8 protein-coding genes are annotated in these 9,554 nt (G+C 73.6%); 6 read left to right on the forward strand and 2 right to left on the reverse strand.

From position 1 onward, the window contains the following. Positions 1 to 12 precede the first annotated feature (12 nt). Complete coding sequence (locus ACWDCZ_RS28300; RefSeq protein ID WP_049654791.1) at positions 13 to 624, reverse strand: hypothetical protein; 612 nt, start codon at positions 622 to 624, stop codon at positions 13 to 15. 555 nt (positions 625 to 1,179) lie between these two features. Between ACWDCZ_RS28300 and ACWDCZ_RS28305 the strand changes: the two genes are divergently transcribed. The 6 genes from ACWDCZ_RS28305 (at position 1,180) to ACWDCZ_RS28330 (ending at position 6,815) form a co-directional block, all read left to right on the forward strand. After that, the gene (locus ACWDCZ_RS28305; protein ID WP_049654792.1) at positions 1,180 to 2,034 is read left to right on the forward strand and encodes a bifunctional methylenetetrahydrofolate dehydrogenase/methenyltetrahydrofolate cyclohydrolase; all 855 of its coding nucleotides are present in this window, start codon (positions 1,180 to 1,182) and stop codon (positions 2,032 to 2,034) included. 19 nt (positions 2,035 to 2,053) lie between these two features. Then, on the forward strand, positions 2,054 to 2,479 hold the full coding sequence (locus ACWDCZ_RS28310; RefSeq protein ID WP_049654793.1) for a DUF3017 domain-containing protein: 426 nt from the start codon (positions 2,054 to 2,056) through the stop codon (positions 2,477 to 2,479). A 215-nt stretch (positions 2,480 to 2,694) separates the two neighbouring features. After that, positions 2,695 to 3,687, forward strand: coding sequence for a malate dehydrogenase (locus ACWDCZ_RS28315; protein WP_074003925.1), 993 nt, complete (start codon positions 2,695 to 2,697; stop codon positions 3,685 to 3,687). A gap of 180 nt (positions 3,688 to 3,867) precedes the next feature. Further along, positions 3,868 to 5,193: a hemolysin family protein gene (locus ACWDCZ_RS28320; RefSeq protein WP_049654801.1), complete on the forward strand. Its 1,326-nt coding sequence runs from the start codon at positions 3,868 to 3,870 to the stop codon at positions 5,191 to 5,193. Between the two features lie 30 nt (positions 5,194 to 5,223). Next, positions 5,224 to 6,264 (forward strand): tryptophan--tRNA ligase, encoded by a 1,041-nt coding sequence (gene trpS, locus ACWDCZ_RS28325; RefSeq protein WP_049654802.1) that lies wholly within the window; start codon positions 5,224 to 5,226, stop codon positions 6,262 to 6,264. Between the two features lie 62 nt (positions 6,265 to 6,326). Then, positions 6,327 to 6,815: a 2'-5' RNA ligase family protein gene (locus ACWDCZ_RS28330; protein WP_375877443.1), complete on the forward strand. Its 489-nt coding sequence runs from the start codon at positions 6,327 to 6,329 to the stop codon at positions 6,813 to 6,815. Here ACWDCZ_RS28330 and ACWDCZ_RS28335 read toward each other — a convergent pair. Then, entirely contained in the window at positions 6,800 to 9,373 is a 2,574-nt protein-coding gene (locus tag ACWDCZ_RS28335) for a CDP-glycerol glycerophosphotransferase family protein (RefSeq protein WP_449817299.1), read from the reverse strand. The two genes, ACWDCZ_RS28330 and ACWDCZ_RS28335, sit on opposite strands and share 16 nt — an antisense overlap. Positions 9,374 to 9,554: the final 181 nt, after the last annotated feature.

Here is a 9,554-nt window from a genome sequence, read left to right on the forward strand (position 1 = left end):
CCTGCGGGCCGGTCAGTACCGCGGCCGGTTGAACCAGTTGACGCCGTCCTGGACGCACATGGCGGTGATCCAGATGATGCTGATCGCCAGCCAGAGCAGGGCCATGACCAGGCCGACCGCGGTGCCGCCGGTGATGGCGCCCAGCAGGATCAGCAGGCCGATCAGGGCGCCGAGCGAGCCGTACACGATGGTGGTGACCCGGACGGCGTTGCCGCCCTTGCCGAACTTCGCGCCGAGCGTGATGGAGAGCGCGGCGAACAGGCCGAACAGCACGGCGACGACGATCAGGACGCCGGCGGCGGCGTCGCCCAGCGCGGTGAACGGGTTGTCCTCGCTCGCGGCCCGGGTGGCGTTGGTGGCGTCCTTGGCGACCGCCCCGATGACCATGTAGAGGATCGCGAGCAGCGTCTGCACGCCGCCGACTATGAACAGCAGCACGCGGGCGGTGGTCACCAGGCCCGGCATGGACGGCGGGGCCATCGGCGCGTAGCCGTAGGCCGGGGCGGCCTGCGGGTAGCCGTAGCCCGGGGCGGCCTGCGGCGGCGGGGCCTGCTGCGGGTAGCCGTAGCCCGGGGCGGCCTGCGGCTGGCCGTACGGGTTGTTCGGGTCGGGCGGGTAACTCATGGATGCCTCCGGGCAGTTACGGGGACGCGGGGACGGGACGCTGACGGCCCGGTGCCGACCGGTGACAAGGGTCACCGGCCGAAGGGGACGTTAGCCGAGCGGGGTGACAGCCCGGCGGCGGTGACGGGCGCCGCGGCTCGGCAGCGTGGTGAGCGTCAGGGGCGCGAGGCAGCCGACGGGTGCGGTGCGGGCGGGACGGTGCCCCCGCGGTCGGACTGCTGGCTCTGCTCTGGTCGGCTCACTGGCTCTTTCCCCCGGGTACGCCCCACCGCGGGTCCGTCGGCCCGTCACCGGGCCGGTTCGCGGCGGGAATGCGCTTATCGTCATCCGGACGACGGCGCCCTGTCCAGCCGGTTCCGCGTGCCGCGCCGAGACTGTGGCGCAACCGCAATGTGCGGTGGACCTTCGTACCCGTCCGTTCACCCGCCGGTTCCCCCGGCTGTTCCCCCGCCCGGCCGGGCGCCCGTTCCCCGGCCCGGCCACCCCCGGAACCGCGGCCCGAGCGGTCGGACGCCCTCGGTACGGAGACCCCCGGCGATCCGGGAGAATGGGGTCATGACTGCCCAGATTCTCGATGGCAAGGCCACCGCCGCCGCGATCAAGTCCGAACTCGCCGCCCGCGTGGCGGCCCTCAAGGCGAAGGGCGTCACGCCCGGCCTCGGCACCGTCCTGGTCGGCGACGACCCGGGCAGCCGCTGGTACGTGAACGGGAAGCACAAGGACTGCGCCGAGGTCGGCATCGCCTCGATCCAGCGCGAGCTGCCCGCCACCGCCACCCAGGAGGACGTGGAGAACGTCGTCCGCGAGCTCAACGCCGACCCGACCTGCACCGGCTACATCGTCCAGCTGCCGCTGCCCAAGGGCCTGGACCAGAACCCGGTCCTGGAGCTGATGGACCCGGACAAGGACGCCGACGGCCTGCACCCGACCTCGCTCGGCCGGCTCGCCCTGGGCATCGACGGCCCGCTGCCGTGCACCCCGCTCGGCATCGTCGAGCTGCTGCGCCGCCACGACGTCGAGATCAACGGCGCCGAGGTGGTCGTGGTCGGCCGCGGCATCACCGTCGGCCGTTCGATCGGCCTGCTGCTGACCCGCCGCAGCGAGAACGCCACCGTCACCCTGTGCCACACCGGCACCCGGGACCTCGGCGCCCACCTGCGCAAGGCCGACATCATCGTGGCCGCCGCCGGCGTGCCGCACCTGGTCAAGCCGGAGGACGTCAAGCCGGGCGCGGCGGTGCTGGACGTGGGCGTCAGCCGCAGCGAGGGCAAGATCGTCGGCGACGTGCACCCGGGGGTGGCCGAGGTGGCCGGCTGGATCTCCCCGAACCCCGGCGGCGTGGGCCCGATGACCCGCGCGATGCTGCTCAACAACATCGTCGAGGCGGCCGAGCGCCGCGCCGGCATCTGACACCCCAGGGACGGCGAGCATGACTGAACCGCGATCGGCCCGGTCCCGCCGCAGGCCGGTCAAGACCACCGGCACCCTGCCGCCCGAGGGCTCGGCCGCGGCCCTCGGACGCGATCACGCCCTGCCGGTCCGGCAGTGGCCGATCACGCTCGTCCTGCTGGTCGTCGGCGCCGGCCTCGCGGTCACCTGGTTCGCCGACTTCAAGGACGGTTTCAAGTACGGGCTGCTGATCCTCGGCGGCGGCGTGCTGCTCGGCGCGGTGCTGCGGCTGGTGCTGCCCGAGGTCGGGATGCTGGCGGTGCGCAGCCGCTTCACCGATGTGATCGTGCTGAGCTTCCTGGGCCTCTCGATCGTGCTGCTGACCCTGGTGGCGCAGCCGAACCCGTGGGTGCAGATCCCGTTGCTCGACAACATCGGCCAGCTGATGGGCCGGCCCCGGCACTGATCCGCGGCCCGTGACGGCCCCCGCCCGACGCCATGGAAATCCAGGGCCCGGGCGGGGGCCGCCTTTCTTCTGTGACGCATCAGCCACGCCGGGACACCAGGCGTACGCTTCCCTTTGCGATAACCTGACGCCGGTCTCTCGACGTCGAGAGAGATCATCCTGGCTCCAGTGCCGGTGTGCCTGGGGCGCCTGGCGATTTGCTGGAGAAGGTAGAAATGACCCGCACCCCCGTCAACGTCACCATCACCGGCGCGGCCGGCCAGATCGGCTACGCGCTGCTCTTCCGCATCGCCTCGGGCCACCTGCTCGGCGCCGACGTGCCGGTGAACCTGCGCCTCCTGGAGATCCCGCAGGGCCTCAAGGCCGCCGAGGGCACCGCCATGGAGCTCGTCGACTGCGCCTTCCCGCTGCTGCGCGACATCACCATCACGGACAACCCGAACGAGGCCTTCGACGGCGCCAACGTCGCGCTGCTGGTCGGCGCCCGTCCGCGCACCGCGGGCATGGAGCGCGGCGACCTGCTGCAGGCCAACGGCGGCATCTTCGGCCCGCAGGGCAAGGCCATCAACGACCACGCCGCGGACGACATCAAGGTCCTGGTCGTCGGCAACCCGGCCAACACCAACGCCCTGATCGCCCAGCGCAACGCCCCGGACGTCCCGGCCGAGCGCTTCACCGCGATGACCCGCCTGGACCACAACCGCGCCGTCGGCCAGCTGTCCGCCAAGACCGGCGCCCTGGTCTCGGACATCAAGCGCGTCACCATCTGGGGCAACCACTCCGCGACCCAGTACCCGGACGTCTTCCAGGCCGAGATCGCCGGCAAGCCGGCCTTCGAGGCCGTCGGCAGCGACCTGGCCTGGCTGGAGAACGACTTCATCCCGACCGTCGCCAAGCGCGGCGCCGCCATCATCGAGGCCCGTGGCGCCTCCTCGGCCGCCTCGGCCGCCAACGCCGCCATCGACCACGTGCACACCTGGGTCAACGGCACCGCCGAGGGCGACTGGACCTCCATGGGTGTCGTCTCCGACGGCTCCTACGGCGTTCCGGAGGGCCTGATCTCCTCCTTCCCGGTCACCACCAAGGACGGCAGGTTCGAGATCGTCCAGGGCCTGGAGATCTCCGACTTCTCGCGCGCCCGCATCGACGCCTCGGTCAAGGAGCTGACCGAGGAGCGCGACGCGGTCCAGGAGCTGGGCCTCATCTGAGCCCGCCCCGCACGGCTCCACCGGCGGCCCGCCGCTTCCTTCCCGGAAGCGGCGGGCCGCCGCCGTGTCCGGACCGGGCTCCGCCGTCGTGCGGGCCCGGGTTCCGCGGCGGTGTCCGAGTCGGTGCTCCGCCGTCGTGTCCGGCCCCGGCCGGTACCGGCCGTCCTACACTGGCCCGCTGTGAACGAAACACTCGGGGACGCCGCGCTCGTCCTCGTCTTCATCCTGCTGGGCGGGTTGTTCAACGTCGCCGAGATCTCGCTGATCTCGCTGCGCGAGGGCCAGATCCGGACGCTGGAGGCGCACGGCACCCGCCGCGCCGCCCGGGCCGCGCACCTGGCCGCCGACCCCAACCGCTTCCTGGCCGCCGTCCAGGTCGGGGTGACCTGCATGGGCTTCCTGTCCGCCGCCTTCGGCGCGGACACCCTGGCCGGCAAGGTCGCCCCGCTGTTCGTCCGGGCCGGGCTGTCCGAGGGGGTGGCCGCCGCGGTGGCCCTGGTCGGCCTCACCCTGGTGATCAGCTACGCCTCGCTGGTGCTGGGCGAGCTGACCCCCAAGCGGATCGGCCTGCAGCGCGCCGAGTCGATCGCGGTCGTCGCCGCCCCGGTGGTGGACGTGATGTCGGTGGTGCTGCGGCCGGTGATCTGGCTGCTCGGCCACTCCACCAACCTGATGGTCCGGCTGCTCGGCGGCGACCCGACCGCGGGCCGCGGCTCGATGAGCTCCGAGGAGCTGCGCGGCCTGGTCGCCGCCAACACCGAACTCGGAAGCGACGAACGGGCGTTGATCGCCGACGTGTTCTCCGCCGGGGAGCGCCAGCTGCGCGAGGTGATGGTCCCGCGCACCGAGGTGACCTTCCTGGACGCCGAGCGCCCGCTGGCCGCCGTCCGGCACCAGGCCGACACCTCGCCGCACTCGCGCTACCCGGTGGTCGAGGGCAGCGCCGACGCGGTGGTCGGCTTCGTCCACGTCCGCGACCTGTACGGCGCGCGCGGCGAGCAGGCCGTCAAGGTCCGTGACCTGGCCCGCCCGGTGAAGCTGCTGCCCGGCACCAAGCGGGTGCTGGAGGCGATGGGCGAGATGCGCCGGGAGGGCCACCACCTGGCCATCGTGGTGGACGAGTACGGCGGCACCGCCGGGATCGTCACCCTGGAGGACCTGGTCGAGGAGGTGATCGGCGAGATCCGGGACGAGTACGACAGCCCGGCGGCCGCCCCCACCCGGCGGCTGGCCGGCGGCGGCATGGAGCTGGACGGTCTGCTCAACCTCGGCGACTTCGCCGAGGAGACCGGCGTCACCCTGCCCGAGGGCCCGTACGAGACGGTGGCCGGCTGCCTGGTCGCCGCGCTCGGCCGGCTGCCCCGGGACGGCGACCAGGTGCGGGTGCCCGTCGAGGGGGGCGGCGGGGTGCTGCTGACGGTGGCCAAGGTCGAGGGCCGGCGGATCGCCCGGGTGGGGGTGAGTGCGGTCACACTGGCCGAGCCCGCGGGGGCGGAGGTTTCCTGAGCGGTCGGTGGAACTGGAAGAATGGCCCGCATGGTCAACGCAGCGGTCACTGGTCCGGTCAAGGACCGTCCCCGGGTGCTCTCCGGCATCCAGCCCACTTCCGGCTCGTTCCACCTCGGCAACTACCTGGGCGCGGTGCGCCAGTGGGTCGACCTGCAGAAGGACAACGACGCCTTCTACATGGTCGTCGACCTGCACGCGATCACGGTGCCCCAGGACCCGGCGACGCTGCGCGAGAACACCCGGGTCTCCGCCGCCCAGCTGCTCGGCGCGGGCCTGGACCCGGACCACTGCACGCTGTTCGTCCAGTCGCACGTGCCCGAGCACGCGCAGCTCGCCTGGGTGATGAACTGCCTCACCGGCTTCGGCGAGGCCTCGCGGATGACCCAGTTCAAGGACAAGTCCTCCCGGTACGGCGCCGAGGGCACCACGGTCGGCCTGTTCACCTACCCGATCCTCCAGATCGCGGACATCCTGCTCTACCAGGCCGACGCCGTCCCGGTCGGCGAGGACCAGCGCCAGCACGTGGAGATCACCCGCGACATCGCCGAGCGCTTCAACACCCGCTACGGCCGGACCCTCACGGTGCCGAAGCCGTACATCCTCAAGGAGACGGCGAAGATCCAGGACCTCCAGGACCCGGCCGTTAAGATGAGCAAGTCGGCCTCCTCGCCCAAGGGCCTGGTGAGCCTGCTGGACGACCCGAAGGCCAGCGCCAAGAAGTTCAAGAGCGCCGTCACCGACACCGGCACCGTCGTGTCCTACGACGAGGAGGGGAAGCCGGGCGTCTCCAACCTGCTGCGCGTCCACTCCGCGCTCAGCGGCCAGTCGGTCGAGCAGCTGGTCGCGCACTTCGAGGGCAAGATGTACGGCGCCCTGAAGACCGAGCTGGCCGAGCTGTTCACCGAGTGGGTCACCCCCTTCCAGGAGCGCACCCGGCTGTTCCTGGACGACCCGGCCGAGCTGGACCGGGTGCTGGCGATCGGCGCCGAGAAGGCCCGCGAGGTGGCGTCGGTGACGCTGGAGACGGTGTACGACCGGATCGGCTTCCTCCCGGCCGCCAAGCGGTGAATCCCCTCACACGCCTGCCCGGTGGTGACGGCCTCCCCGAGGTCGTCACCATCGGCGTGTCCGTGAGCGTCCCGGACCCGTACGGCACGGCGATCCAGGACGCCCGGGCCGGGCACGGCGACCCGCTGGCCCGGTCGATACCCACGCACGTCACCCTGCTGCCGCCGACCGAGGTGCCCGCCGGGGAGCTGCCGAAGATCGAGGAGCACCTGGCGGCGGTGGCGGCCGCGCACCGGCCGTTCCGGATGCTGCTGCGCGGCAGCGGGACCTTCCGCCCGGTCTCCCCGGTGGTGTACGTCCGGGTCGAGGAGGGCGCGCAGGAGTGCCGGCTGCTGGAGGCGGACGTCCGCTCCGGCCCGCTGGCCCGCGAGCTGGCGTTCCCGTACCACCCGCACGTGACGGTCGCCCACGGTCTGCCGGAGGACGTGCTGGACCAGGCGTACGAGCAGGCGCGCGGCTTCCGGGCGGACTTCCCGGTGCCGGGCTTCGGCCTCTCCCGCTTCGACGCGGACGAGGTCTGGCGGCCCTGGCGGAGCTACCCGTTCGGGTGAACCGGGGTGTGCTCCGGGACGTCTCCGAGGGCGTGTCCGAGGGTGTGACCTAGCCGTCCCCGGCCGCCGAGTTCGAGCATCCGGTCGACCACCCGGCGGGCCGCGCCGCCGTCGTCCAGCGCGCAGTGCTCGGCCCGGAAGCGCCGGTAGCGCTCGGCGTAGCCGGGCGGCGGTCCGCCGTCGCCGTCGGCCAGTTCGCGCAGCGCGCCGAGGAGTTCGGCCGACGTGGGCACCAGCGGGCCGGGGGCGTTCGACTCGAAGTCGAAGGAGAAGCCGCGCAGGGTGTCGCGGTAGTGCTCCAGGTCGTAGGTGAAGAAGTACATCGGGCGGCCGGTGATGGCGAAGTCGAACATGATCGACGAGTAGTCGGTCACCAGCACGTCCGCGACCAGCAGCAGTTCCTGCGGGTCGGGGTAGTCCCCGCAGTCGTACAGGAAGCCGTCTCCGGCGCCCGGCAGCGGCTCGCGGACGTGCGCGTGCGGACGGACCAGCAGCACGTGGTCCGCGCCGAGCAGGCGCCGCGCGTGGCCGAGGTCCAGCCGCAGGTCGAGCCGGAACCCGTCGCCGTCGCCGCGCTGCTGGTCCTCGCGCCAGGTCGGCGCGTACAGCACGATCCGCCGGCCCTCGGGGACGCCGAGCCGGCGGCGGACGGCCGCGGCGGCCCGCGGGTCCGGGCGGGCGAGCACGTCGTTGCGCGGGTAGCCGGACTCCAGCAGTTCGCCGCCGTAGCGGAAGGCGCGCCGGAGGATCGGGGTGGCGAACGGGCTGGGGGAGAGCAGCAGGCTCCACTGCGGGGTCTCCCGGTCGAGCGCCCGCAGGTAGCCGCGGTCGGCCAGCCAGGGGCTCTCGACGTCGTGGGCGATCCGCTTCAGCAGGGAGCCGTGCCAGGTCTGCACGACGACCTGGCCGGGGCGGCGCTCCAGGAAGTCGGGGAAGTGGGTGTTGCCGACCAGGTACCGGCAGGTGGCCAGCGCGCGGTACCACTCCGGGCTCCAGCTCCGCACCGGGACGACTCCGGGCGGCAGCGCGGCCTGGGCGTCGTCGACCACCCACAGGTGCTCCAACCGGCCGTCCCGGCGGGCGAGTTCGGCGTGCACCGCGCGCGGGGAGTCGGCGTAGCCGCGGCCGCCGAACACGTCGTACAGCACCGCCTCGCGCAGCGGCGCGCGGCGGGCGGCCGGGTAGCGCTCGGTGCGCAGCCGGTGCTGGGTCCAGGCGCTGCGCTCGGTGGCGGTGAGCACCGGGGTGGAGTCCACCACCAGGGTGTCGTGCCACCGGCGTTGCAGCAGGATCCGCTTGCCGCCCGCGGTGGTGGCGGCGGGGACGGCGGTCAGCGCGGCGGGGGCGGCGAGCAGCGGCCGGCCGTCCCCGGGGCGGCCGACCGGCTCCAGCGCGGCCTCCCAGACGCCCTTGCGCAGCGGCAGCGCGACGCCGTCCGAGCCGGTCCGGGTGGCGGGCACCCGGGCCCGGAAGCGGCCGTCCGGGCCGGTGCCGACCGGGGTGCGGACCTCGCTCGCGGAGCCGGGGTGGCGCAGCACCAGCTCCAGTGCCGAGGCCGGGCCCGGGCAGTGGCCGGACAGCTCGAAGCCGCCGTCCCGTACGGCGATCCGGTCGACCAGGCCGGCCGCGGGCTGGACGCAGAGCTGGAGCCGGCCGTCGGCGAGGTGCTTGAGGTAGAGCACCCGGTCCGGGGCGCCGGGCAGCGGGTGCTGGCCGGCCACCGGGCCGCCGCGCTCGTCGAGGCAGGGCTGCACGGCGGCGCCGTCGGGGTACAGCAGTTCGGCGTCCCAGTGCTCCAGCCGGCCGCCGCCCCGCCCGTCGGCGGTGAACGGCCGGTACGGCACCCGGACGGTGAAGGTGTTGCCGGTGCGGGCGAGCGGCCGCTCGACCACCGCGTCGCTCTCCCGGTGGCGCAGCCGCAGCACGGTGCCGGAGGGGCAGGTGTCGGCGACCCCGTCCAGGTCCAGGCCGTCGGGGGCGGGGACGGCCCGGGTGACCAGGACGGCCGGGCGCTCCAGCCGCAGGTGCAGCCGGCCGTCGGCGAAGAACGGCTGGAGCCGGACGTCGCGGTCCACCCAGTGGGCCGGCGGGTACTCGCCGGACCCGCACCAGTACGGGGCGAGGGCGCCGTACCGGCGGCGCACCCGGGCGGGGCGGGGGCGGGTGAAGAGCGTGGCCTCGATCCGCCAGTCGCCGAGCAGCCAGTGGCCCCCGCGGTGCAGCCGGCCGGGGGCTATCAGGGCGGTGAAGCCGGACCAGTCGTGGTTGTGCTCGGACTGGGCGCTGTCGTCGGTGACCTCGGGCATCCGGCGGGGGCGGGAGCGCAGGTGCAGCGGCGGCTGGGAGCGGTTCTGGTGGCGGAGGGTCAGCCAGGTCCAGGCGGAGCCGGGCCGGCCGGTGTCCTGGCCGTCCGGGCGGGCGAAGCCGGTGAGCTCCAGGCCGCGGCCGTGCCAGCGGGCGCGCAGCAGGCCGAAGGCGACGTCCTCGTCGGCGGCGGGGTGGTCGGCGGCCACCCGGGGGGCGGCGTGCGGCAGGACCAGCCGGGTGAGCACAGGCATGGCGGTGGGAGCCCTTCGGGAGGGAGATCCACATCCCATCCAGAAATGGCGCCGGGGTCAATTGCACGCTTTTTCGAATGCGCCAGGGAATCGCGTTTCCGGGAACGCCCATTCGACATTCGAAATCGGTTTTCCGGTCGTTTCCGGATCCGGCTCCGGAAACGCGCGGGCGCCCGGCACC

It is taken from the genome of Kitasatospora sp. NPDC001225 (genome assembly GCF_053597855.1).